General features: G+C 73.3%; 20 protein-coding genes. 13 read left to right on the top strand and 7 right to left on the bottom strand.

Going from position 1 to position 22,298, the window contains the following annotated elements; genetic code table 11:
- Window positions 1-30 precede the first annotated feature (30 nt).
- Together NYZ98_RS31955 and NYZ98_RS31950 are read left to right on the top strand one after the other, a co-directional pair.
- On the top strand, window positions 31-660 hold the full coding sequence (locus NYZ98_RS31955) for a pyridoxamine 5'-phosphate oxidase family protein (RefSeq protein ID WP_262847318.1): 630 nt from the start codon (window positions 31-33) through the stop codon (window positions 658-660).
- Between the two features lie 123 nt (window positions 661-783).
- Window positions 784-1,476 carry a siderophore-interacting protein gene (locus NYZ98_RS31950; protein ID WP_262847317.1) on the top strand — a complete coding sequence of 231 codons (693 nt, stop codon included), beginning with the start codon at window positions 784-786 and terminating at the stop codon, window positions 1,474-1,476.
- A gap of 58 nt (window positions 1,477-1,534) precedes the next feature.
- Here the strand turns inward: NYZ98_RS31950 and NYZ98_RS31945 are convergent, their stop codons facing one another.
- The 4 genes from NYZ98_RS31945 to NYZ98_RS31930 form a co-directional block, all read right to left on the bottom strand.
- The gene (locus tag NYZ98_RS31945) at window positions 1,535-3,958 is read right to left on the bottom strand and encodes an FtsX-like permease family protein (RefSeq protein WP_262847316.1); all 2,424 of its coding nucleotides are present in this window, start codon (window positions 3,956-3,958) and stop codon (window positions 1,535-1,537) included.
- Window positions 3,955-4,659: an ABC transporter ATP-binding protein gene (locus tag NYZ98_RS31940; RefSeq protein ID WP_262847315.1), complete on the bottom strand. Its 705-nt coding sequence runs from the start codon at window positions 4,657-4,659 to the stop codon at window positions 3,955-3,957. The genes NYZ98_RS31945 and NYZ98_RS31940 overlap by 4 nt, the downstream gene beginning before the upstream one ends.
- Entirely contained in the window at window positions 4,656-5,180 is a 525-nt protein-coding gene (locus tag NYZ98_RS31935; protein ID WP_262847314.1) for a PadR family transcriptional regulator, read from the bottom strand. Before NYZ98_RS31935 ends, NYZ98_RS31940 begins: the two co-directional genes overlap by 4 nt.
- 121 nt (window positions 5,181-5,301) lie before the next feature.
- Window positions 5,302-6,006, bottom strand: coding sequence for a GntR family transcriptional regulator (locus tag NYZ98_RS31930; RefSeq protein WP_262847313.1), 705 nt, complete (start codon window positions 6,004-6,006; stop codon window positions 5,302-5,304).
- Window positions 6,007-6,210: 204 nt separating this feature from the next.
- On the opposite strand from NYZ98_RS31930, the gene NYZ98_RS31925 reads away from it, so the two are divergent.
- The 4 genes from NYZ98_RS31925 to NYZ98_RS31910 are packed head-to-tail and all read left to right on the top strand — an operon-like array spanning window position 6,211 to window position 11,670.
- Window positions 6,211-7,011 carry an N-acyl homoserine lactonase family protein gene (locus tag NYZ98_RS31925; protein ID WP_262847312.1) on the top strand — a complete coding sequence of 267 codons (801 nt, stop codon included), beginning with the start codon at window positions 6,211-6,213 and terminating at the stop codon, window positions 7,009-7,011.
- A 13-nt stretch (window positions 7,012-7,024) separates the two neighbouring features.
- Complete coding sequence (locus tag NYZ98_RS31920) at window positions 7,025-8,311, top strand: hydroxyacid-oxoacid transhydrogenase (protein ID WP_262847311.1); 1,287 nt, start codon at window positions 7,025-7,027, stop codon at window positions 8,309-8,311.
- A gap of 9 nt (window positions 8,312-8,320) precedes the next feature.
- Window positions 8,321-8,728 carry an FmdB family zinc ribbon protein gene (locus NYZ98_RS31915; RefSeq protein ID WP_262847310.1) on the top strand — a complete coding sequence of 136 codons (408 nt, stop codon included), beginning with the start codon at window positions 8,321-8,323 and terminating at the stop codon, window positions 8,726-8,728.
- Entirely contained in the window at window positions 8,725-11,670 is a 2,946-nt protein-coding gene (locus tag NYZ98_RS31910; protein WP_262847339.1) for an FAD-binding and (Fe-S)-binding domain-containing protein, read from the top strand. The genes NYZ98_RS31915 and NYZ98_RS31910 overlap by 4 nt, the downstream gene beginning before the upstream one ends.
- Before the next feature lie 109 nt (window positions 11,671-11,779).
- On the opposite strand, the gene dhaM is transcribed toward NYZ98_RS31910, so the two are convergent.
- From dhaM to dhaK, 3 genes are all read right to left on the bottom strand, one after another.
- Window positions 11,780-12,172: a dihydroxyacetone kinase phosphoryl donor subunit DhaM gene (gene dhaM, locus NYZ98_RS31905; protein WP_262847309.1), complete on the bottom strand. Its 393-nt coding sequence runs from the start codon at window positions 12,170-12,172 to the stop codon at window positions 11,780-11,782.
- A gap of 70 nt (window positions 12,173-12,242) precedes the next feature.
- Window positions 12,243-12,872, bottom strand: coding sequence for a dihydroxyacetone kinase subunit DhaL (gene dhaL / locus NYZ98_RS31900; protein WP_262847308.1), 630 nt, complete (start codon window positions 12,870-12,872; stop codon window positions 12,243-12,245).
- A 51-nt stretch (window positions 12,873-12,923) separates the two neighbouring features.
- Window positions 12,924-13,916: a dihydroxyacetone kinase subunit DhaK gene (dhaK, locus tag NYZ98_RS31895; protein WP_262847307.1), complete on the bottom strand. Its 993-nt coding sequence runs from the start codon at window positions 13,914-13,916 to the stop codon at window positions 12,924-12,926.
- A 210-nt stretch (window positions 13,917-14,126) separates the two neighbouring features.
- Between dhaK and NYZ98_RS31890 the strand changes: the two genes are divergently transcribed.
- The 7 genes from NYZ98_RS31890 (at window position 14,127) to NYZ98_RS31860 (ending at window position 22,248) form a co-directional block, all read left to right on the top strand.
- On the top strand, window positions 14,127-15,068 hold the full coding sequence (locus NYZ98_RS31890; protein ID WP_262847306.1) for a carbohydrate kinase family protein: 942 nt from the start codon (window positions 14,127-14,129) through the stop codon (window positions 15,066-15,068).
- Window positions 15,065-16,375, top strand: coding sequence for an alpha-glucosidase/alpha-galactosidase (gene melA / locus NYZ98_RS31885; protein ID WP_262847305.1), 1,311 nt, complete (start codon window positions 15,065-15,067; stop codon window positions 16,373-16,375). Before NYZ98_RS31890 ends, melA begins: the two co-directional genes overlap by 4 nt.
- 99 nt (window positions 16,376-16,474) lie before the next feature.
- Window positions 16,475-17,779 (top strand): ABC transporter substrate-binding protein, encoded by a 1,305-nt coding sequence (locus tag NYZ98_RS31880; RefSeq protein ID WP_262847304.1) that lies wholly within the window; start codon window positions 16,475-16,477, stop codon window positions 17,777-17,779.
- Window positions 17,780-17,781: 2 nt separating this feature from the next.
- Window positions 17,782-18,690 (top strand): carbohydrate ABC transporter permease, encoded by a 909-nt coding sequence (locus NYZ98_RS31875; RefSeq protein ID WP_262847338.1) that lies wholly within the window; start codon window positions 17,782-17,784, stop codon window positions 18,688-18,690.
- Window positions 18,687-19,592 (top strand): carbohydrate ABC transporter permease, encoded by a 906-nt coding sequence (locus tag NYZ98_RS31870; RefSeq protein WP_262847303.1) that lies wholly within the window; start codon window positions 18,687-18,689, stop codon window positions 19,590-19,592. The genes NYZ98_RS31875 and NYZ98_RS31870 overlap by 4 nt, the downstream gene beginning before the upstream one ends.
- 170 nt (window positions 19,593-19,762) lie before the next feature.
- Entirely contained in the window at window positions 19,763-20,536 is a 774-nt protein-coding gene (locus NYZ98_RS31865; RefSeq protein ID WP_262847302.1) for a cyclase family protein, read from the top strand.
- Entirely contained in the window at window positions 20,533-22,248 is a 1,716-nt protein-coding gene (locus NYZ98_RS31860) for a thiamine pyrophosphate-binding protein (protein ID WP_262847301.1), read from the top strand. The genes NYZ98_RS31865 and NYZ98_RS31860 overlap by 4 nt, the downstream gene beginning before the upstream one ends.
- Window positions 22,249-22,298 lie beyond the last annotated feature (50 nt).

Raw genomic sequence — 22,298 nt, 5'->3', positions numbered from 1 at the left:
GTGGGCGTGTGACGGTGAGGAGACCCGGAGATGGCGGACCTGGTGGAGATCACTTCCAAGGACGAACTGCGTGAACTGCTCGGCGCGCCGATGCCGAGGGCGCTGTCCAAGGAGCGGGTGGTGCTGCACGACCGCGACCGGGAGTGGCTCGCGTCCTCGCCGTTCTGCCTCATCGCCACCTCCGGCGCGGACGGCTCGTGCGACGTCTCGCCCAAGGGCGACCCGCCCGGGTTCACCCACGTCGTGGACGAGGTCACGATCGCCATCCCCGACCGGCCCGGCAACCGCCGCGTGGACGGCTTCCGCAACGTCCTGGAGAACCCGCACGTCGGGCTCGTGTACGTCGTCCCCGGGCGCACCGAGACGCTGCGGATCAACGGCAGGGCCCGGCTGGTGCGCGAGGCGCCGTTCTTCGACCAGATGATCGTCAAGGGCCACCGGCCCGTGCTGGCCCTGCTCGTGGAGATCGAGCAGATCTTCTTCCACTGCGGCAAGTCGTTCCTGCGGTCGGCCCTGTGGAAGCCGGAGACCTGGAACCCCGAGGCGCTGCCGTCCCACGCGCAGATCGTGAAGAGCGTCCAGGAGACCGAGGAGAGCCTGGAGCAGCTCGAACGCTACTACGGCCCCGAATACGCCACCCGCCTGTACCGCACCCCCTGACCCGGCCCGCGCGCTCCCGATCCCGCCGCCTCCCGCCCACCCTGATCCCCGAGAGGATCACCCGCTTCCTTTCCGTCCGGGAAACACCCTACAATCGCGATATATCGTGAAAGGGAGGGTGGGATGGCCACCGCACGGGCACGCACCATCGGCAGGACCATGATCGACCGCCTGTTCGTCCACGGCGTGGTCGAGGAGGTCGGGCACCTCACCCCGCGCACACGCATGATCGCGATCACCGCGCCGGGGCTGTCCTGGACGCCCGGCCAGCAGGTCCGCGTCGCCGTGGACGGGCCGATGACCCGCCGCACGTACTCGATCTGGGAGTACGACGGGTCGGTGCTGCGTCTGTGCGTCCTCGACCACGGGGACGGGCCGGGCGCCCGCTGGGCCCGCGACGTGCGGCCCGGCCAGGAGGTGGCCTTCAGGAAGCCCGAGGGCTCCTTCGTGACCCGGCCCTCCTCCTACCACCTTTTCGCCGGTGAGGAGACCGCCGCCGTGGCCTTCGGCCCGATGATCCGGGCGGTCGGCGAGGCCCCGGTGTACGGCGTCGTCGAGGTGGACGGCCCGGCGGACCGGCTGCCCCTGGACCTCACCTGGCGCCACCGCGACGGCGCGCCTGCGGCCTCCTCGGCGTCGCTCGTCGAGGCGGTGCGCGCCCTGAGACTGCCGGACGAGCCCGGCACCGCGTACGTGGCGGGGGAGGCGCGGACCGTCCAGGCCGTCCGCGAGCACCTGGTACGCGAGCGCGGCTGGCCCCGCCGCTTGGTGCTCACCAAGCCCTTCTGGACCCCCGGCAAGAAGGGCATGGAATGACGCCCTGACGGCGCCGTTCTTCCTGCCCGGCCGGCGGCGCCGCTCCCAGCGTCCGGTGTCACTCGGCGCGCAGGCCGTCCGGGCGGGTCAGGCGCCACAGGGCCGGCAGGCTCAGCCCGGTGACCAGCAGCACCACCGCCGCGCCGATCCCCGCCGACAGGCCGACCACCGTCCAGTCGACCGACAACGGCATCGAGACCACGCGCAGCAGCACCAGCCCCAGGCCCAGCCCGAAGACCACGGCGAGCACCAGGCCGATCAGCACCGGGATGACGGTCTGCCAGATCACCGACCAGGTCAGCGAACCGCGGCGGGTGCCGACCGCGACGAGCATCGCCAGCAGCCTGCGCTGCTCGCGGAGCTGCTCCAGGATCCCGACCAGCATGCTCGCGCTGATCAGCAGCAGGGTCACCACGATCCCCGCGTACAGGCCGCGCCGGATGCCGGTGAACCTGGTCGCCTCCTCGGTGGCGCTCAGGGTGCTGACGGACGCGAGCGGATCGGCCCGCGCCACCGTGTTGCGCACCCGCTCCACCGCGTCGGTGTCCTTGGGGTCGAGCCGGACGAACGTGACAGAGGTGAGATCGGGCAGCCCGGCCGCGTCGATCGCCCCCGGAGTGACCAGGATGGCGTCCCCGATCGAGCCGGAGGCGTCCTCGCGGGCCGCGACCGTCCGGGTGCCGCGCGGCAGCGCCCACCGAGGGCCGCCGTCCCCGACCGACACCCGCGTGCCCGGACGGAAGGCGTCCCGCGCCGCCGCGTCGCCGTCCCCGGCGCGCGTGAGGAACACGTCGCCGTCGGCGCACCTGCCGAGGGTGCCGAACTCGGCCAGTGAGGCGCAGTCGCCGATCCGCAGATCCGTGTAGACCGGCTCCCCGGCGGACGGGGACTTCGTGGTCGCCTGCGCCTGGAGCGTCCCGGCGGCGCCCGCCACCCCCGGGGTCGTCCGCAGCAGGCCGGCCATCGGCGCCGCGCCGGAGGACGGGCGCGCGTGCACCATCACCTGCGCCCGGGAGACGTCGTGCCCGGTCGCCGAGGTGGACAGGTCCTGCGCCCCCGCGAACAGCATCTGCAGGCCGATCGTGCCCGCGACCGCGACGGCGATGCCGTTGACCAGGCGGGCCGAGGTGGCGCTGTCGAGTTGCAACCGGCGGATGGCGAGCTGCCAGCCGACCGGGCCCCCGTGGATCCGGCCGACGACCAGCTCGATCAGCCACGGCAGCAGCGTGACCGCGCCCACGAGCAGCAGGACGGCACCCGCGGCGACCTGGTAGTCGATCCGCGCGGCGCCGTCCTGGCGGAGCCCGCCGAGCAGCGGGAGGAGCAGGGCCAGGCCGGCGCCGGGCAGGACCAGCCGCCACCAGAGCCGGCGGCGGGGCGCCACGGCCCGCCGGGTCACGCCCAGCGGCTCGACCGCGACGCCGCGCAACGTGGCCAGGCTCACCACGACCGCGAGCGCCGGCACCGCCAGCATGATCACCACGACGAGCGGGAGGGCGGGGCGCACGTCGCCGGCGAACACGCTGAGGTTCCAGAGGGTCACCAGCGGCACCAGCCGGCGGCCGGCGAGGAACAGCGCGCCGCCGACGGCGAGCCCGAGTACCGCGCCCACCGCCGCCTCCCCGGCGGCGATGCGCCGGGTCATCCGCCGGTCGGCGCCGACCAGCCGCAGGGCCGCGAGCCGCCGGTCGCGGCGCTCACCGCCGAACCGCACGGCCGCGCCGAGGAAGATCGCGATGGGCAGCAGGAGCACGACGAAGATGATCACGATGAGGACGTCGAGCACGGGCCCGTACTCGCTGCTGGGGGAGCCGCCCCCGCCGAACGCGTCGATCCGGGTCGCCCGGCCGGCGGGCAGTGTGCCGCTGCCGAGGTAGTACGCGAGCTCGTTCGGGCCGGCCAGGCCCGCGTCCCCGATCGTCCCGCTGACGCGCGCGCCGCCCAGCCGTGGGGCCAGCAGGCGGCCGTCGGGGGAGCCGAGCAGGTCCCTCAGCGCCGGGGAGACGACCACCTCACCGGGCAAGGGAAGCGCCGCGACACCCGGAGGGACCGGCGCCTTCGGCCCCTCCGCGCGCACGAGGCGTCCCCGGACCGGCGTGCCGCGGAAGGAGGTGTCGACCTGTGCGACCAGTACGGTGCCGGGGCCCGCGTGGAGCGGCGGCGCGCTGAACCGGGTGTCGTCGCGGGCGTCCCCTCTGTCGTGCCGTGCCTGCAACGCGCCGGGTACGGCGGCGGCGAGCAGCAGCAGCGCCACCCCGATCCCCACCCCGACGGCCGTGAGCACCGTACGCGTCCACCCGTCCCGCCCCCCGGCGAACGCCAGCCGCGCCCCCAGCACCAGGTCCGCCCCCCGCGAAACCCCCCGCCGCTTCCCGGGCATCGCATCCGCGCTCTCCGGGAATTCCCTGCGCCTCCCGCCATCCCGCGCCACGTCATCCCGGCGCGCGGTCATGTCCGCCCGATCCGTGTGCTTCTCGCTCATCGGGTGTGCTCCATGTGGCGGGTGCGGCCGTCGCGGACCACGACCTCGCGGTCGGAGTAGCCCGCCACCCGGGCCTCGTGGGTGACCAGCGCGACGGCGGCGCGGGTCTCGCGGGCCGCCTGGGTGAGCAGGCGCATCACCCGCTCGCCGTTGAGCGAGTCCAGCGCGCCGGTCGGCTCGTCGGCGAACACCACCTGCGGGCCGGTGACCAGGGCCCGGGCCACGGCGACCCGCTGCCCCTGGCCGCCGGAGATCTCGCCGGGCCGCTTCCCGGCCACGTCGGTCACCTCCAGCCGCTCCAGCCATTCGGCGGCCCGCCGCTCCGCCTCGCGCCTGCGGACCCGCTCCAGGCGCAACGGCAGCGCCACGTTCTCCAGGCAGGTCAGCTCGGGGACGAGCTGGCCGAACTGGAAGACGAACCCGAACCGCGTACGGCGCAGGGCGCTGCGCTCGGAGTCCGACATCGCCGACACCTCCTGGCCCTGGTAGAGCACGCGACCGGAGTCCGGCCGCGTGATCCCGGCCAGGCAGTGGAGCAACGTCGACTTCCCCGACCCCGACGGCCCCATGATCGCGACCACCTCCCCGGCCCGAATCGCCACCGAAGCCCCATCGAGCGCCGCCGTAGGCCCGAACGCCTTGCACAACCCCTCACCCACCAGCAACGGCGTCCCGCCGGCAGGCGTGTGCGGCGCGGTCATGGGCGCACGACCTTCGCCAGGTCGTCGAGGCGGGCGGCGGTCAGTTCGAGCCAGCGGAGGTCCGCCTCGAGGTGGAAGAGCGCGTGGTCGCAGATGAGCTGTTCGGCGAGGTCGCCGGTGATCTTGCGCTGGGTCAGCTCGCGCATGAGCCGGAGGTGCTCGGCGCGCTGGACGTCCAGCAGGCCGGCGGCGGGCCGCCCGGTCAGCACCGCGAGCACGACCTTGGTGTACAGGGTGTTCTGCAGGTACGGCTCGGGCTTCTCCGCGCTCCCGAGCCACTTCTCCACGTCGGTCACCCCGGCGGAGGTGACCGCGTACCGCTTGCGCTCAGGACCCCCGCCCGGCTCGACCCCGTCCAGCTCGACGAGCCCGTCCTTCAGCAGCCGCGACAACGTCGCGTACACCTGCCCGTAGTGCAACGGCCGGGCGTGCCCGAACCGATCGTCGTAGGTCTTCTTGAGGTCGTACCCATGCCGGGGCCCCGATTCGAGAAGCCCCAGAAACGCCTGTCCGACTGACATGCCAGAGACTATACACACCACGTATACATGCCGTGTCTACTCCCTGACCATGGCGTTCATCACAGATCATCGAAAGACGCCCGTCGCCTCCCGCGTCGCGGACCAGCAAGCGCGACGGGGGTCAGAGGCCGTGGATGAGGCTCAGGTCCTCGGGGGTGGGGGTGGTGCCGTTCTCGGTGGCGGACTGGGTGAGGAGGAGTTCGCCGGTGTGGGCGATGTGGGTGCGCATGGCCTCGGCGGCGGCGGCCGGGTCGCCGGACTCCACGGCGGTGAGGATGGGCTCGTGCTCGGCGGCGATGTCGGCCAGGGAGCGGGAGCGGTCGACGGTGGAGGCGCCCAGGGTGGTGGTGGCGTCGCGCAGGTTGCCGACGATGCCGACGAGCTTGCGGTTGGCGCCCGCGGCGAGGAGCAGGCCGTGGAAGGCGCGGTCGTGGCGCATGAAGGCGCGCTCGTCGTGCTCCTTGGCGGCCCCGCGCATGGCCTCGAGCTCGGCGCGCATCGCCTCGACCAGCGCGGGACCGGCCCGGCGGGCGGCCACGCGGGCGGCGGGCACCTCCAGCAGGAGCCGGAGCTGGAACACCTCGGCGATCTCCTTGGGGTCGCTCCGCAGCACACGGAAGCCCCGGCTGCGCTCGAACCGCACCATTCCGGCCTCGGCCAGCCGCAGCATGGCCTCCCGTACCGGGGTGCGGGACACGTTGAGCTGGGCGGAGAGCTGGTACACCGAGTAGAGCTCTCCGGGGCGGAGCTCGCCCGAGTGGATGGCCTCGCGGACGGCCTCGATGACCTGTTCCGTCAGGCTGGACGCGCCGCCGACCGCTCGCATCGTGGGTCTCCCCTCGCTTGGATTCCCGAGACCTGGATTCCTGTGGACCCGGCGGCCCGGTGGGGGGCGGGTTTTCGGAATCGACCTTGACTGAGAGGACCCTATCGCCGGGGGGACGCCTGCTCGCCGATCGTTGACATGCAGCATGCTACATGCCAGATTCTGAAATCTGCCGTCGGCCGGGGGTGAGAGGGAGGAATGGCCATGAAGTTGCACGTCCTCGACTGCGGGGCGATGAGCTGCGACCTGACCTGGCTGCTGCTGAAGCCGGGACGCACCATCAGGCCCAGGTCCGAGCGGGACAGGCCCGTCGAGTGGTACCCGTGCACGACGCACGCCGTCCTGGTGGAGACCGGCGAGGGCACCCTGCTGTGGGACACGAGCTGCCCGCGCGACTGGGAGACCCGCTGGATCCCGACCGGCCTGCAGGAGTTCTTCCCCTACGACCAGGTGACCGAGGAGCAGTACCTCGACAACCAGCTCGGTCGGCTCGGCGTGAGCCCGGAGAACCTCGACTACGTGGTGCTCTCCCACCTGCACTTCGACCACGCCGGCAACGTTCGGCAGTTCGCCGGCACCGGCGCCCGGCTGGTGTGCAACGACAAGGAGAAGGAGTTCGCCTTCGGGTTCGAGGGGGAGTTCGCCGGGGCGCATCTCAAGGCCGACTACGAGGGCCTCGACTTCGAGACCGTCTCCGGCGACACCGAGATCCTCCCGGGGGTCACCCTCATCGAGGCGCCCGGCCACACCCCCGGCACGATGGCCATGCGCGTCGACCTGCCCGAGTCCGGCACCATGATCTTCACCTCCGACGCCGTCTACCTGGGCGACTCCTACGGCCCGCCCGCCACCCCCGCCTCGATCGTGAACGACCTGAGCGCCTGGTACGGCTCCGTCGAGAAGATCCGCGCGATCGCGGAACGGTCCGGCGCGAACGTGGTCTTCGGGCACGACGCGGCCCAGCTGAGGTCCATGCGCACCGCCCCCGACGGTTTCTACGAGTGAGAGGCGGGCGACCGTGTACACCGCCCCGAGCAATCCCGAATCCGTCTTCACCTACGGGGCCCCGGCGCTGAAGTTCGGCCCTGGCGCCTCGGCCGAGATCGGCTTCGACCTCGCCCAGTACGGCGTCCATCGCGTCCTGGTCATCACCGACCCCGGGGTGGCGGCCACCGGCGCCCCCGAGCGGATCGCCGCGCACCTCGCCGGGTACGGCATGGAGGCGGCCGTGTACGACGGCGCGCACGTCGAGCCGACCGACGCCAGCCTGCTCGCGGCCATCGAGCACGCCCGCGCCACCGGCCCGTGGGACGCCTTCGTCGCCGTCGGCGGCGGGTCGAGCATCGACACCGCCAAGGCGGTCAACCTGCTCACCACCAACCCCGGCGAGCTGATGGACTACGTCAACGCCCCGGTGGGCGGCGGCCTGGCCCCCAACGCGCCGCTCAAGCCGCTGGTCGCGGTGCCCACGACCACGGGCACCGGCGCGGAGAGCACCACGATCTGCGTCCTCGACGTGCTGGACCAGAAGGTCAAGACCGGGATCAGCCACGTACGGCTGCGCCCGGTCCTCGCCGTCGTCGACCCCGATCTCACCCTCACCCAGCCCGCCGGGGTGACCGCCGCCGCCGGGATGGACATCCTGTGCCACGCCCTGGAGAGCTACACCGCCCGGCCGTACGCCTCCTACGAGCGCAAACGGCCCGAGGAACGGGTGCCGTACTGCGGCGCCAACCCCGTGGCCGACATGTTCTCCGAGCGCGCCCTGCACCTGCTCTCGCGGTCGTTCCGCAGGGCGGTGCGGCACGGGGACGACGCCGGGGCCAGGGGGGAGATGGCGCTGGCGGCGACGTTCGCCGGGCTCGGGTTCGGCAACGCCGGCGTCCACATCCCGCACGCCAACGCTTATCCCATCGCCGGGCGGGTCAGGGACTTCCACCCCGAGGGGTACCCGAAGGACGAGCCGATGGTGCCGCACGGCATGGCCGTCGCGCTGACCGCCCCCGAGGCGTTCCGCTTCACCTTCGAGGCCGGGCCGGAGCGGCACCTGCGGGCCGCCGAACTGCTCGACCCCGCCGCCGGCCGGCCGGACGACCTCGCCGGGTTCCTGCCCCGCGTGCTGCTGAGGCTGATGCGGGACATCGGCATCCCCAACGGCATCGGCGGCGTCGGGTACGGCGAGGCCGACGTCCCCGGGCTGGTGGAGGGCGCGATGAAGCAGCGGCGCCTGCTCGCCACCGCGCCCCGGCCGGTCACCGAGGACGACGTCGCCGGCATCCTGACCCGATCCATCCGGCTGTGGTGAGGTGAGAACGTGGCGATATACGAACTGCGCTGCCGCGAGGGACATCGTTTCGAGGTCGTCCAGTCCTTCACCGCGCCCCTGCCCGCCTGCCCCCGGTGCGGCACCGAGACCGGCAAGATCCCCAGCAGGTTCGCGCTGTCGGGACGGGCGGCCACGCCGCCGCCCTCGGACATGATGCCGCAGACCTGGCGGGGGACGTACGGGGCCGACCGCGAGTACGTCACCGCGCTGCGACGCACGGCCGAGGCCCGGCGCGACCTGGAGGAACGCCACCCCGAACTGGCGGGCGACCGCAGACCGATCCTCGCCCACGAGGGCCGCTACGAGGACGCGCCCTTGCGCGCGGGCGACCCCTCCCCGCCGCCCTCGGCTCCCGGCCACGGGCATGGTCGTGCGGGTGGGGAGGGGGTGTCCTGAGACCGTCCGAGCTCGCCGACGCGCTGCGCCGGGCCGGGGTACGCGACGTCGACGCCTCGCCGAGGCGCCGGGCCGAGTACTCCTCCGACGCCTCGCTCTACCGGGTGCCGCCGGCGGCGGTCGCCTTCCCCCGCGACGGGGAGGAGGTCGCCGCCGCACTCGCGCTCTGCCGGTCCGAGGGGGTCGCCCTGACCGCGCGGGGGGCGGGGACCTCCATCGCGGGCAACGCCGTCGGGCCGGGCCTCGTGCTGGACTTCTCCCGTCACATGGGACAGATCATCTCGCTGGACCCGGAGGCCCGCACCGCCTCCGTCCAGCCCGGGGTCGTGCTCGACGCGCTCCAGCGTCAGGCGGCGCCGTACGGGCTGCGCTTCGGCCCCGATCCCTCCACGCACAGCCGGTGCACCATCGGCGGGATGATCGGCAACAACGCCTGCGGATCCCGCGCCCTCGCCTACGGCCGCACCGCCGACAACGTCCTCACACTCGACATGCTGACCGGGACCGGCGAACGCCTCGTGACCAGGGGCGGCCGGGATCTTTTCGCCGGGACGGGAGGCGGGTCGCCGACGCTCGTCGCTTTGCGGCAGGTGGTCCAGGACAACCTCGCGGTGATCCGGACCGAAATGGGACGGTTCCGGCGCCAGATCTCGGGATACTCGCTGGAGCACCTGCTCCCCGAGCACGGCTTCGACGTGGCCAGGGCCACCGTCGGGACCGAGGGCACGTGGGGCGTGCTGCTGGAGGCGGGGGTCCGCCTCGTCGAGACGCCCGCGCGCACCCTGCTGGTCGTGCTCGGCTACCCGGACATGGCCGCGGCGGCCGACGCCGTCCCCGCTCTGCTGCCGCACCGGCCGATCACGCTCGAAGGCATCGACGCGCGCATGGTGGACGTGGTGCGCGCCAGGCACGGGACGGCCCGCGTGCCGCCCCTCCCGGCGGGCGGCGGCTGGCTCCTCGCCGAACTCGGCAGCGGCCCGGCGGCGAGATCGGTGTCGGCGGCGGAACTGGTGGCGGCGGCGGGCGCGTTGGTGGCGGACTCGGGTGCGGTCGCGAGTCTGCTGGTCACCGACCCGGCCCACGCCGCCGCCGTCTGGCGGATCAGGGAGGACGGCGCCGGGCTGGTCGCGCGCACGGTCGCGGGCGCGCCCGCGCACGCGGGCTGGGAGGACGCGGCCGTCCCGCCCGAGCGGCTCGGCGCCTACCTGCGCGACTTCGAGGCACTCCTGGCCGCCCACGGGCTGACCGGCGTTCCGTACGGGCACTTCGGGGACGGGTGCCTGCACGTCCGCGTCGACTTCCCCTTCGGGCGCGACGACGGCGCGAAGGTCTTCCGGCGCTTCCTGCTGGACGCCGCCCGCCTGGTCGCCTCGCACGGGGGCTCGATGTCGGGGGAGCACGGGGACGGGCGGGCGCGCGGCGAGCTGCTGCCGCTGATGTACTCACCCGCCGCGCTGGCGGCCTTCGCCGCCGCCAAGGCGGTGTTCGACCCCGGCGGGGTGCTCAACCCCGGCGTGATCGTACGACCCGCCGCGGTGGACGCCGACCTGCGGCTCCAGCCTCCGCCGCCGGTCACCAGGGGTACGGCCTTCCGCTACCCGCACGACGGCGGCGACCTCACGGCCGCCGTGCACCGCTGCACCGGCGTCGCGCGGTGCCGGTCCGACGTGCCCGGCAGCGACACCGTCATGTGCCCGTCGTACCTGGCGACGCGCGACGAGAAGGACTCGACCCGGGGCCGGGCCCGGGTGCTCCAGGAGGCGGTGAACGGGTCGCTGCCCGGCGGACTGCGCGCGCCGGAGGTACGCGAGGCGCTGGACCTGTGCCTGTCCTGCAAGGGGTGCCGGTCCGACTGTCCCACCGGGGTCGACATGGCCACCTACAAGGCCGAGGTGCTCCACCAGACCTACCGCCGCCGTCCGCGTCCCGTGGCGCACTACTCGCTCGGTTGGCTGCCGCGCTGGGCCCGGCTGGCCGCCCTGGCGCCCCGCGCCGTCAACGCGGCGCTGCGGATCGGACTGGTGGCCGCGCTGGTCAAGCGCCTGGGCGGCATCGACCCCCGCCGCCCCCTCCCACCCTTCGCCCCCCACCCCTTCCACACCACCCCCACGACCCCGGACACCATCACGACCCTGGGCGCGGCAAAGGACGTGACTGGGGTCCCGGGGGCAGCGATGAGTGCCGGGGTGGGCCCGGGGTCGGTTCCCGGTGCGGGTGTCGGCGCCGGAGGATCGCGGGATGTCGTGCTTTGGGTGGACACGTTCACCGGGTACTTCTCGCCTGATGTCGCGCGGGCCGCGGTGCGGGTGCTGACCAGGGCCGGGTTCTCGGTGACCTTCCCGCCCGCCGCCCTGTGCTGCGGGCTGACGTGGATCTCCACCGGTCAGCTCGACGCGGCCAGGCGCAGGCTCCGGCGGACCGTGGACGCGCTGGCCGCGCACGCCGAGGCGGGGACACCGATCGTCGCGCTGGAGCCGTCCTGCGCCGCCGTGCTCCGCTCCGACGCCGTCGAACTGCTCGGCGACGACGACCGCGCGGCGAAGCGGGTCGCCGGGTCCGTCCGCACGCTCGCCGAGTTCCTGACCGGGCTGCCGGACTGGACGCCGCCCGGCCTGGCCGGCGTGGAGGTGCTGGCGCAGCCGCACTGCCACCACCACGCTGTGATGGGCTGGGAGACCGACCGGGAGCTGCTCGCCCGCGCGGGCGCCACGGTCACCTCGGTCGGCGGCTGCTGCGGCCTGGCCGGGAACTTCGGTGTCGAGCGCGGACACTACGAGGTGTCGGTGGCGGTCGCGGAGACCCGGCTCCTGCCCGCGGTACGGCGGGCCCGCGAGGGCACCATCGTCCTCGCCGACGGCTTCTCCTGCCGCACGCAACTCGCCCAGCTCGCGGGCACACCATCCCTGCACCTGGCCGAACTCCTGGACCGCCCACCCGGCTGAGCGAGAGACCGGCGTCCAGGCTGATAGAGGCCGATGTCCGGGTACAGGCCAGCGTCCGGGCTGGGTGGCGGGCCGGTGTCCGGGCCGGGAGACGGAGTTTCGCGGGAGGTCAGAGTTTGCGGTAGGTCCTGGCGTCTTCGGCGGCGTCCAGGACGCCCTGGAGGGTGGCGCCCATGCCCGCCGCCACGGCCGCCGCGATGGCGCCCTCGACGAACGGCACGTCGGCGATCACCACCGAGCCGGGCTCTTCGAGCAGGCGCGCGGTGAGCACCGAGCTGCCCAGGTCGGGGATGAGGACGACCCCCGCCCCCTGGTCCACGGCCTCGACGGCCGAGGAGACCTTGTCCACGCTGGTGCCGAGCCCCCCGTCGTCGGTCCCGCCCGCGGCGGCCACCCGTACGTCCGCCCCGGCGATCTGGACGGCGAGTGCCACCGCCTCCCTCGCCAGCGCGTCGCTGTGCGAGATCAGGACGATGCCGACGAGCGCCCCCGGCTCGGTCATCAGCGCACCATCGCGGTGCTCGGTGACGGGGCCCGGCGGGGGCCGTGCGGGCCTGAGCGGGTCGCCCGGGTCATCGGCCGGCCACCGCGCGCAGGGCGCGGAACATCAGGGCGGTGGACGCGGCGCCAGGGTCCTCGTGGCCGACGCTGCGTTCGCCGAGGTAGCTGGCGCGCCCCTTGCGTGCCTGGAGCGGGATCGTCGCCCTGGCACCCTCCTCGGCGGCGTCGCGGGCGGCGTCGAGCGCCTCCTCGGCGTCCATCCCCTTGTCCGCCGCCTCCGCGAGCGCGCGCGTCGCGGGGCCGAGGGCGTCGACCATGGTCTTGTCGCCCTCGGTGGCGCCGCCGAGCTTGCGCACCCCGGCGAGGGCCTCGTCCAGGGCCGCCGCCAGCCCCGCCAGGGTGACGTCGGCGTCGCCCTGGCCGAGGGCCGCGCCCATCCGGCGGAACGCGGTGCCGTACAGGGGGCCGGAGGCGCCGCCGACCTTGCGGATCAGCGTCGTGCCGGTGAGCGTGAGTACGGCCCCCGGGGTCTCCGGCGGCGTGGCGGCCAGGGCCGCGAGGACGGCGGTGAAGCCCCGGTCGAGGTTGGAGCCGTGGTCGGCGTCCCCGATCGCGGCGTCGAGCCGCGTCAGGTGATCGCGGCCGTCGGCGACGGCACGCGCGATCTCCTCGATCCACGCGGTGAAGAACTGGACGTCCATGAGGCTACGGCTCCTCGATGATCACGGTGCGGGCCGGTGGGGCTGCCGGGGTCAGCGGCCCCAGCGTAGGCCGGGGGTCTCCACGGGGGCGTCCCACAGGCGGGTGAGTTCGTCGGTCAGGGCGCAGACCGTCACCGAGAACCCCTGCATGTCGAGGCTGGTGACGTAGTTCCCCACCAGGCTGCGCGTGAGCGTCGCGCCCTTGTCGCGGACGTAGGCGGCGACCTCGGCGAAGACCACGTACAGCTCGATGAGCGGGGTGCCGCCCATGCCGTTGACCATCACCAGGACGTCGCCGGTGAGCGGCATGTCGGCGTGGACGGCGTCCATGGCGATGCGCGCGATCTCGCGGGCGGGCGCGGCGGGCGCGCGGGTGCGCCCGGGTTCGCCGTGGATGCCGATGCCCAGCTCGATCTCGTCGTCGGCGAGGTCGAAGTTCGGCTTCCCGGCCGCCGGTACGGTGCCCGGGGACAGTGCCACGCCGAACGACCTGCTGCGGGCGTTGACCTCGGTGCCGACGCGCACGACCTCCGCGAGCGGTGCCCCGGTCTCGGCGAGCGCCCCGGCGATCTTCTCCACGAAGACGGTCGCGCCGGTGCCCCTGCGGCCGGCCGTGTACAGCGAGTCCTTGACGGCCACGTCGTCGTTGACGAGCACGACGGCGACCTCGATGCCCTCCTCGGCGCACAGCTCGGCCGCCATCTCGAAGTTCAGCACGTCGCCGGTGTAGTTCTTCACGATGTGCAGCACCCCGGCGCCGCCGTCGACGCCCTTGGTGGCCTCGATGACCTGGTCGGGGACGGGGGAGGTGAAGATCTCGCCCGGGCAGGCCGCGTCGAGCATCCCGTGGCCGACGAAGCCGCCGTGCAGCGGCTCGTGGCCGGAACCGCCGCCGGACACCAGCCCGACCTTGCCCGCGACCGGCGCGGACCTCCGATAAATGATCTTGTTGTCCACGTCCACCCGAAGGCTGGGGTGGGCTTCCGCCATTCCGGCGAGCGCGTCGGTCACGACGGAGTCGGCGCTGTTGATGAGCTTCTTCACGGCCGCTCCTCGGTCGGAGGTGATGGTCCCCAATCTCTCCCCCTTCGCGGGCGCGCGCAAGCGGACGCCGACCCCAGGTCCTGCGTAATCGACTCTTAATGCGCGAAAAGGTTGAACTTCGCGCAGAAACGCGCAAGTCTGAACCCGTTCGCGGTGGTCCAGGGAAGGAGACCTCGTCCATGCGTCCTCCCTTTTGCCGGGTCACGCCTCATGACGCCTGACTACGACCTGCTCGTCGTCGGTGACGCCAACCCCGACGTGGTGATCTCCGGAGCCCCGCGCCGGCCGGCGTACGGCCAGCGCGAGGAACTGGTCGACCGGGGCGAGCTGGTCCTCGGCGGGTCCGGCGCGATCACCGCGTGCGGCGCCGCGCGCCTCGGGCTGCGTACGGCGTTCGCCGGCCGGGTCGGCGACGACGCGGCCGGGCGCCTGGTACTCGGGATGCTCGCCGAGCGCGGCGTGGACACCCGCCACTGCGTCATCGATGAGCGCCCGACGGCGCTGACCGTGGTCCTGGTGGACGACGGCGACGCGACCGGCGGCGGCGGGCGGGCCATCCTCACCGCCCCGGGCTGCCTGCCCTACCTCACGGCCGGCGACGTCCCCGCCGCGCTCGTCCAGGCCTCCCGGCACGTGCACGTGTCGTCGTACTTCCTCCAGCCCGGCCTGGCCGCCGGCCTCCCCGCCCTGTTCCGCGAGGCGCGCCAGGCGGGCGCCACGACCTCCCTGGACACCAACGACGACCCGGCGGGGGAGTGGCGCGGGCTGGACGAGGTGCTCAAGGAGGCCGGCGTGCTGCTGCCGAACGCCGCCGAGGCGATGGCGATCACCGGTGAGCCCGGCATCGAGCGCGCGGTACGCGCCCTGGCCGCGCGGGGCGTGCTGCCCGTGGTCAAAGACGGCGCCGCCGGTGCTCTGACCTGGGAGAACGGTACTGTCGTACGGGTATCCCCGCCCCCCGCGCCCGCCGCCGAGTTCGCCGACACCGTCGGCGCCGGCGACTCCTTCAACGCCGGGTTCATCGCGGCCCGGCTGCGCGGCCTTGACCTCGCGCGCAGCCTCGGGGTCGCCGTGGCCTGCGGATCCCTGTCGACCCGTGCGCCGGGCGGAACCGCCGCCCAGCCCACCTGGAACGAGGTACGAACCCCGTGAAGATCACATTTCTCGGCGCCGGGAGCGTCGAGTTCACCCAGGGGCTGCTGGCCGACCTGCTCGGCTTCCCCGAGCTTCGCGAGGCCGGCGGGCTGGAGATCGCGCTCCACGACATCGACCCCGAGCGCCTGCGCACGGCCGAGGCGGCCGCGCACTACATCGCCGGGACCGGCCAGGGCGCCGGACCGGTGAAGATCACGGCGCACCTGGAGCGGCGGCCCGCCCTGGAGGGCGCCGCCTTCGTCATCAACATCATCCAGGTCGGGATGATCGGCGCCACCCGCACCGACTTCGAGATCCCCGCCCGGTACGGCCTGCGCCAGACGATCGGCGACACCCTCGGGGTCGGCGGGATCTTCCGTGCCCTGCGCACCTTCCCGGTGCTGGAGGCGATCGGCCGGGACATCGCGGAGGTGTGCCCCGACGCCTGGCTGCTCAACTACACCAACCCGATGGCCATGAACGTCTGGTACCTCAGCGCGGCCACCCCGGTCAAGAACGTCGTCGGGCTGTGCCACTCGGTGCACTGGACCATCCACGACCTGTCGGAGCTGGTCGGCGTGCCGATGGACGAGGTGTCGTTCCTGGCCGCCGGGGTCAACCACCAGGCGTGGGTGCTGCGGTTCGAGCGGGCGGGCGAGAGCCTGTACCCCCTGCTGGACGCGGCCATCGAGCGGGACCCCGGCCTGCTGCGGCGGGTGCGCGTCGACATGTACCGGCGGCTCGGCGTCTTCCCGACCGAGAGCAGCGAGCACTCCTCGGAGTACGTCCCCTGGTACCTGCACAGCGACGCGGAGATCGAGCGCCTGCGCATCCCGGTGGGCGACTACATCGGCATCAGCGAGGACAACGTGCGCCGGTACGAGGAGACCCGCGACGCGCTGCGCGCCGGGCGTCCCATCCCCGTCGAGGCCACCATGGAGTACGCGCCGCAGATCATCCACAGCGTCGCCACCGGCACCCGGCGGGTGATCCACGGCAACGTCGTGAACCGCGGCCTGATCGGCAACCTCCCGCCCGGGTGCGTGGTCGAGGTGCCGTGCGTGGCCGACGCGCTCGGCGTGACGCCGATGGCCGTGCCCGACCTGCCGCCCCAGCTCGCCGCGCTGAACCGCGCGTACGTCGCCGTCAACGAGCTGACCGTGCGCGCCGCCGTCGAGGGGCGGCCCGAGCACATCCGGCACGCCGTGATGGCCGACCCCAACGCCTCCGCGACGCTGACGGTCGAGCAGATCTGGGCGCTGTGCGACGACATGGTGCGGGCGCACGGCGACCTGCTTCCCGAATCGCTGAGGAGCCCGGTGTGAACGGGTCATATGAGCGGCGCAGTGTGAACGAGTCATCGAGGAGGTCCCGTTGAGCGAGCCGACGAGGAAGGTCGCCGTGAGCGAACCGAGGAGTGCCCGGTGAGGCGGGCCCGCTCGCGAGGGGCGAGGTACGCCGCGGCGGCGGCGCTGGTGGCCGCGCTCGCCGGGCTCACGGCCTGCGGCGGTGGCAAGGCCGAGGAGGCCACCGGCCCGGTGAAGGTGGTCTGGTGGCACGGCCAGGTGGAGAACCAGGCCAAGGTGATCCAGAACCTGGTCGCCGACTACAACCGCACCCACCCCGGCGTGCAGGTCGTCCCGGCGGTCGGCACCACGAACGTGGACGACATGCTGCAGAAGGTGCAGGCGGCGCTGGCCGGCGGGGACGCCCCCGACATCGCCTACATGTACGGCTCGTGGTCGGCGCACCTGGCCAAGAGCCCCAAGGTCGTCGACCTCACCAAGATCGTGAAGGACCCGGCGTTCGGCTGGGACGACTTCTGGCCCTCCGAGCGCGCCGTGGCCGAGGTGAACGGCAAGGTCATCGGCATCCCCGCGATCGTGGACAACCTGGCGGTGGTCTACAACAAGAAGCTGTTCGACGCGGCCGGCCTCGCGTACCCGTCCAAGGACTGGACGTGGGACGACTTCCGCGCCGCCGCCAAGAAGCTGACCTCGCCGGAGAAGGGCGTGTACGGCACCTCGTACCCGGTCACCGGGAGCGAGGACACCGTCTGGCGGTTCTGGCCCATGCTGTGGCAGCAGGGCGGCGCGATCGTGTCCCCCGACGGCAAGAAGTCCGCATTCGACACCCCGCAGGCCGCGCAGGCGCTGACCCTGTGGCAGCAGATGGCCCGCGAGGACAAGTCCGTCTACCTCGACCAGAACGGGGAGAAGTTCCTCCCGCTGTTCCAGAGCGGGAAGACCGGCATGGTCATCGCCGGGCCGTGGGCGCTCTTCGACTTCATCGACCACAAGATCGACTACGGCGTGCAGGTCCTGCCCGGGTACGGCGGCAACCACGAGACCATCGCCGGCCCCGACAACTGGGTGGTCTTCGACAACGGGGCGCGCCGCTCCAAGGCCGCCACCGACTTCCTGACCTGGCTCACCCGGCCCGAGCAGGACGCCCGCTGGACGCTCGGCCTCGGCAACCTGCCCGTGCGCAAGGCCACGATGGCGCTCCCGGCGTACAAGAAGTTCGTCCAGGACTTCCCCGACGTGGACGTCTTCACCGCCAACCTCGACAACGCCAAGCAGGCCCGCCCGGCGCTGGAGGCCTACCCGGAGTTCTCCGAGAAGGTCGGCGACGCCATCGCCCACGTGCTGATCGCCGGCGCCCCCGTCCAGCAGGCGCTGGACCAGGCGGTCAAGGACGGCGACCGGGTGCTCGCGAGGTCGCGTTGACCGTGTCCCTGGGCGTGCGGCGGGCGCCCGCCGCACGCCGGCGCCGGCTGCTCCCCGACCTCACCGGCTGGGGGTTCGTCCTGCCGGCCACGCTGGTGATCGTCGGGCTGTCGCTGTTCCCTGCGGTCTGGGCGCTGCTGCTGTCCCTGCGCGACGGCGACCTGATCACCGGCGGCGCGTTCGTGGGCCTGCAGAACTACCGGGACATGCTGGACGACCCGGACCTGCTCTCCGCCACCGGGCACACCCTGCTCTACACGGTCCTGTTCGTCCCCGGCTCTGTGGTCATCGGGCTGCCGCTGGCCCTCGCGCTCAACCAGCCGATCCGCCTCATCGGCTTCTACCGGACCTGCATCTTCGTCCCGTACGTGGTGTCGGCCGCCGCGACCGGCATCCTGGCCAACTTCGTCTTCGACCCGCAGTTCGGCGTCGCGAACACGCTGCTCCAGGCGGTCGGGCTGCCCCGGCTGGGCTTCCTCCAGGAACCCGGCCAGGCGATGATCGTGCTCGTCGTCATCTCGCTGTGGGGCGGCGTCGGCCTCCCCGCCGTGGTCTACCTCGCCGCGCTGCAGGACATCCCGCGCGAGCTGACCGAGGCCGCCCGGGTGGACGGGGCGTCGGGGTGGCACGTCTTCCGGCACGTCATCGTGCCGCAGCTCCGCCCGGCCACGGCCTTCCTGGTGATCTGGCAGACGATCGAGGCCCTGCAGCTGTTCGACCTCGTCTACACCACCACCAAGGGCCAGCCGCTCGACTCCACCACGGTGATCGTCTACTACCTGTACCAGCAGGCGTTCCAGCTCTTCCACTCCGGATACGGCGCGGCGGTGGCGTACGGGCTCTTCATCCTGACGCTCGTGGTCTCGTCGATCACCCTGTGGTACTCGCGCCGAGGGGAGGCGACCGCATGACCCTGTCCACCGTGACCGGCGCGCCGCCGGCCGGCGACACGACCGGGCGGCCGAAGGCGCCCAGGCCGAGGACGGCCGGCGTGTCGGGAGGGCCGAAGCGGCCGTGGCTGGCCCACCTCATCCTGATGCCCACCGCGCTGGTCTTCGCCGCGCCGCTGGTGTGGATGACGCTGACGGCGTTCATGCCGGACACCGACATCAACCGCTACCCGCCCCGCCTGTGGCCCTCGCACTTCACGCTCGACGGGTTCGTCCGCATCTTCACCGAGGACAACTACCCCCGCTGGCTGGCGAACACGGTCATCGTCTCGGCCGTCGCCCTGGCCGGGCACCTCGTCCTGTGCTCGCTGGCCGGGTACGGCTTCGCCCGCCTGCGGTTCCGGGGCAGGACGCTGACGTTCGCCCTCGTCATGGCGACGGTCATGGTGCCCACCCAGGTGCTGATGATCCCGACCTTCCTGATGTTCCGTAACCTCGGGCTGATCGACACCCTCGGCGCCGCGTTCGTCCCCTGGCTGGCCTCGGCGTTCGGCGTCTTCCTGATGCGGCAGTTCTTCCTGTCGCTGCCGCGCGAACTGGAGGAGGCCGCGACCATCGACGGGTGCTCGCGCCTCGGGGTGTTCTTCCGCATCGTGCTCCCGCTCGCCCGGCCGGCCCTGGCGACGCTCACGGTGTTCACGCTGCTCGGCGCGTGGAACGACCTGATCTGGCCGCTGATCGCCATCAGCTCAGAGGACACCTACACGATCCAGATGGGGCTGGCCACCTTCGCCGGGGCGCGGCACACCGAGTGGTCGGCGCTGATGGCCGGGAACCTGGTCGCCACCCTGCCCCTGGTGCTCGTCTTCCTGGTGGCCCAGCGGCACTTCGTGGCCACCATGAGTTTCTCGGGGCTGAAGTGACACGGGACGCTGGGTTTCTCGGCGCTGAAGTGACACGGGACGCTGGGTTTCTCGGCGCTGAAGTGATCGCGGGACGATGGGTTTCTCGAGGCTGAAGTGACACCGGAGATGGCGCCCGGCGCCCCAGGGCGGGAGGATCTGTCCGAACCACCATGAGCGGGAGGCGTCCGATGTCGGTGTTGAGCAGTCTGGTCGAGAGCATCCGGAACGGGGCGATCGAGGTGATCGACCTCACCGCGCCGCTGAGCGCCGAGACGCCGATCCTGATGCTCCCCGAGCCGTTCGGGAACACCGTGCCGTTCCGGCTCACCGAGATCAGCCGGTACGACGACCGGGGCCCGGCCTGGTACTGGAACGACATCACCACCGGCGAGCACACCGGCACCCACTTCGACGCCCCGGTCCACTGGGTCACCGGGCGCGACGGCGAGGACGTCTCCCAGGTGCCCGCCACCAGCCTGATCGGCCCCGCCGTCGTGCTCGACTTCGCCGCCCGCGCCGCCGCGGACCCCGACTTCCTGCTCCAGATCGAGCACGTCGAGGAGTGGCAGAAGGCGAACGGCCCGCTGCCCGGCGGCGGGTGGCTGCTGTACCGCACCGGGTGGGACGCGCGCGCCCCCGACCAGGCGAGCTTCCTCAACGCCGACGAGACCGGGCCGCACACGCCGGGCATCTCCGTCGAATGCGCCCGGTGGCTGGCCGAGGAGGCGCCGATCCTCGGCCTCGGCGTGGAGACCGTCGGCACCGACGCCGGGACCGCGCACTCCTTCGACCCCGCCTTCCCCTGCCACTCCTTCCTGCTCGGCGCCGGCAAGTACGGGCTCACCCAGCTCCGCAACCTCGACCGGCTCCCCGCCACCGGGGCCGTCCTGGTCGCCCCGCCGCTGCCCATCGTGGGCGGTTCCGGCAGCCCGGTCCGCGTGCTCGCGCTCGTCGAGCGATGATCGTCGCCCAGGCCGTCGGCAGGGCCCTCGCCGAGCTCGGCGCGCGCGTCGCGTTCGGCGTGGTCGGCAGTGGCAACTTCCACGTCACCAACGCCCTGGTGGAGCACGGCGTGCGGTTCGTCGCCGCCCGCCACGAGGGCGGCGCCGCCACCATGGCCGACGCCTACGCCCGGATGGGCGGCACGGTCGGCGTGCTCAGCGTCCACCAGGGGCCCGGCCTGACCAACGCGATGACCGGGATCACCGAGGCCGCCAAGAGCCGCACGCCGATGATCGTCCTGGCGGGGGAGGCGGCGGAGCCCCTCTCCAACTTCCACATCGACCAGGCGGCGCTGGCCGTGGCGGTGGGCGCGGTCGCGATGCGCGTGGAGTCGGCCGCCACCGCCGTCGCCGACACCGTACGGGCCTTCCACCTGGCCACCCGCGACCGGCGCACCGTCCTGCTCAACCTTCCCCTGGCCGTCCAGAACCAGCCCCTCGAAACCGACTTTCCCCTCCTCCTGGCGACCGCCGCCACGACCTCGCCCGAGCCCGCTTCCCAGGCGAGCGCCAGGCCCGTCCCCGGTGTGGCCTCCCTGCCCGGCCCCGGGACCGCTTCGCGGGTGGCCGCCGGGACGATCGCCGAGCTGGCAGAGGTGCTCGGCGGGGCGCGGCGGCCCATCTTCGTCGCCGGGCGCGGCGCACGGCACGCGCGCGCGGAACTGGAGGCGCTCGCCGGCCGCTGCGGCGCGCTCCTGGCCACCTCCGCCGTCGCCCGAGGCCTGTTCCGTGGCTCGCCGTGGGATCTGGACGTCAGCGGCGGGTTCGCCTCCCCACTGGCCGCCGAGCTGATCCGCGAGTCCGACGTCCTGGTCGGCTGGGGGTGCGCGCTCAACATGTGGACCATGCGGCACGGCGCGCTGATCGGCCCGTCCACCACCGTCGTCCAGGTTGACCTGGAGGCCGGCGCCATCGGCGCGCACCGCCCCGTCGGCCTCGGCGTCGTCGGCGACACCGCGGCCGTCGCCCGCGAGGTCACCGGCCTGCTCGCCGCCACCCAGGCGGCCCCGTCGCCCGGCAGGCGCACCCCCGAGACGGCGGACCGGATCGCGCGCGAGATCGCCTGGCGGGACGTGCCGTACACCGACGAGTCCGGCGGCGGGCGCGTCGACCCGCGCACGCTGTCCATCGGGCTGGACGACCTGCTGCCCGCCGAGCGCGTCGTCAGCGTCGACTCCGGCAACTTCCTCGGCTACCCGGCGATGTTCCTGTCGGTGCCCGACGAGTACGGCTTCTGTTTCACCCAGGGCTTCCAGTCCGTCGGGCTCGGCCTCGCCACCGCCGTCGGCGCCGCCCTGGCCCAGCCCGGCCGGCTGCCCGTGGCGGCCCTCGGGGACGGCGGCGCGCTCATGGCCGCCGCCGAGCTGGAGACCGTCGTCCGCCTCGGCCTGCCCATGGTGATCGTGGTCTACGACGACGAGGCGTACGGCGCCGAGGTGCACCATTTCCAACCGGGCGGGTACCCGCTGGACCAGGTGAGGTTCCCGCCCGTCGACATCGCCGCGATCGGGCGGGGGTTCGGCTGCGCGGCGGTGACCGTGCGCGAACGCGCCGACCTCGCGGCGGTGTCCACCTGGCTGGACGGCCCGCGCGACCGCCCGCTCCTCGTCCACGCCAAGGTGACCGCCGACCACGGCTCCTGGTGGCTGGAAGAAGCCTTCCACGGCCACTGACCGGTGACCGGCGGGTGAGGCGCCACGAGCCTGGTCGCGCGCGAAGCGGC

This window comes from Sphaerisporangium corydalis, assembly GCF_025506355.1.
In the GTDB taxonomy this organism is placed as follows: Bacteria; Actinomycetota; Actinomycetes; order Streptosporangiales; family Streptosporangiaceae; genus Sphaerisporangium; species Sphaerisporangium corydalis.
Note: the sequence above shows the minus strand (reverse complement) of the source record. Positions and strands in the feature narration are given on the sequence as shown.

What these genes read in the sequence shown, in the direction of transcription:
- NYZ98_RS31865 (WP_262847302.1), top strand. Translation starts at nt 19,763, where the DNA reads ATGTCGGTGTTGAGCAGTCTGGTCGAGAGCATCCGGAACGGGGCGATC.
- NYZ98_RS31860 (WP_262847301.1), top strand. Translation starts at nt 20,533, where the DNA reads ATGATCGTCGCCCAGGCCGTCGGCAGGGCCCTCGCCGAGCTCGGCGCG.
- NYZ98_RS31945 (WP_262847316.1), bottom strand. Translation starts at nt 3,958, where the DNA reads ATGAGCGAGAAGCACACGGATCGGGCGGACATGACCGCGCGCCGGGAT.
- NYZ98_RS31890 (WP_262847306.1), top strand. Translation starts at nt 14,127, where the DNA reads ATGACGCCTGACTACGACCTGCTCGTCGTCGGTGACGCCAACCCCGAC.
- NYZ98_RS31950 (WP_262847317.1), top strand. Translation starts at nt 784, where the DNA reads ATGGCCACCGCACGGGCACGCACCATCGGCAGGACCATGATCGACCGC.
- NYZ98_RS31935 (WP_262847314.1), bottom strand. Translation starts at nt 5,180, where the DNA reads ATGTCAGTCGGACAGGCGTTTCTGGGGCTTCTCGAATCGGGGCCCCGG.
- NYZ98_RS31925 (WP_262847312.1), top strand. Translation starts at nt 6,211, where the DNA reads ATGAAGTTGCACGTCCTCGACTGCGGGGCGATGAGCTGCGACCTGACC.
- NYZ98_RS31870 (WP_262847303.1), top strand. Translation starts at nt 18,687, where the DNA reads ATGACCCTGTCCACCGTGACCGGCGCGCCGCCGGCCGGCGACACGACC.
- NYZ98_RS31955 (WP_262847318.1), top strand. Translation starts at nt 31, where the DNA reads ATGGCGGACCTGGTGGAGATCACTTCCAAGGACGAACTGCGTGAACTG.
- NYZ98_RS31930 (WP_262847313.1), bottom strand. Translation starts at nt 6,006, where the DNA reads ATGCGAGCGGTCGGCGGCGCGTCCAGCCTGACGGAACAGGTCATCGAG.
- dhaL (WP_262847308.1), bottom strand. Translation starts at nt 12,872, where the DNA reads ATGGACGTCCAGTTCTTCACCGCGTGGATCGAGGAGATCGCGCGTGCC.
- dhaM (WP_262847309.1), bottom strand. Translation starts at nt 12,172, where the DNA reads ATGACCGAGCCGGGGGCGCTCGTCGGCATCGTCCTGATCTCGCACAGC.
- NYZ98_RS31940 (WP_262847315.1), bottom strand. Translation starts at nt 4,659, where the DNA reads ATGACCGCGCCGCACACGCCTGCCGGCGGGACGCCGTTGCTGGTGGGT.